Raw genomic sequence first — 475 nt, forward strand, 5'->3', positions numbered from 1 at the left:
CGGGCGGGGCGGGGTGCGGTGCCGGCTCGGCCGTTCGTGGGGTCGGCCGGGCCCGGCGGGGGAGCGGTTGCGGGGCTCGGAGCAGAGGTGGGTGGCTGGTCCGGTGGGTGTGGCTGGGTCTGCGGTTGGGGTTGCGGCTGGTGCTGTGGCTGGTGCGGCGGCTGTTCCGGGGTGGGTGTGTCGGCCCGGGCGGCGGGGGTGCCCGGACCTGGCGGCCGGCCCGTACCCGCCGGTGGAGCGGCCCCCGCGCCCTGGCCGGTGGGCTCCGCGCTGCGGGTCCACTCAAGGAAGGCGCGGCAAGAGGCACAGAACTGGGCGTCGGGCTCGTTGCGGTGGCCGCAGTCGGGGCAGGTCATGCCGGGCCCGCCCCCTCGTCGACGGCCAGGACCTCCACCCGGTAGCCGAGGTGCGCCGGCACCTCGGCCGCGCCCAGCCGGAGCAGGTGGGTCCGGGCGATGCGCTCCGGTTCTGGCCC

The 475-nt window shown here is 78.5% G+C and carries 1 pseudogene; it reads right to left on the reverse strand.

Annotated elements, in window-relative coordinates:
- A pseudogene (locus AAHZ94_RS34985) lies at nt 1-356 on the reverse strand (hypothetical protein); the annotation flags it as partial.
- Nucleotides 357-475 lie beyond the last annotated feature (119 nt).

Origin of the sequence: Streptomyces sp. HSW2009, assembly GCF_040240285.1 — a bacterium.
GTDB lineage: Bacteria > Actinomycetota > Actinomycetes > Streptomycetales > Streptomycetaceae > Streptomyces.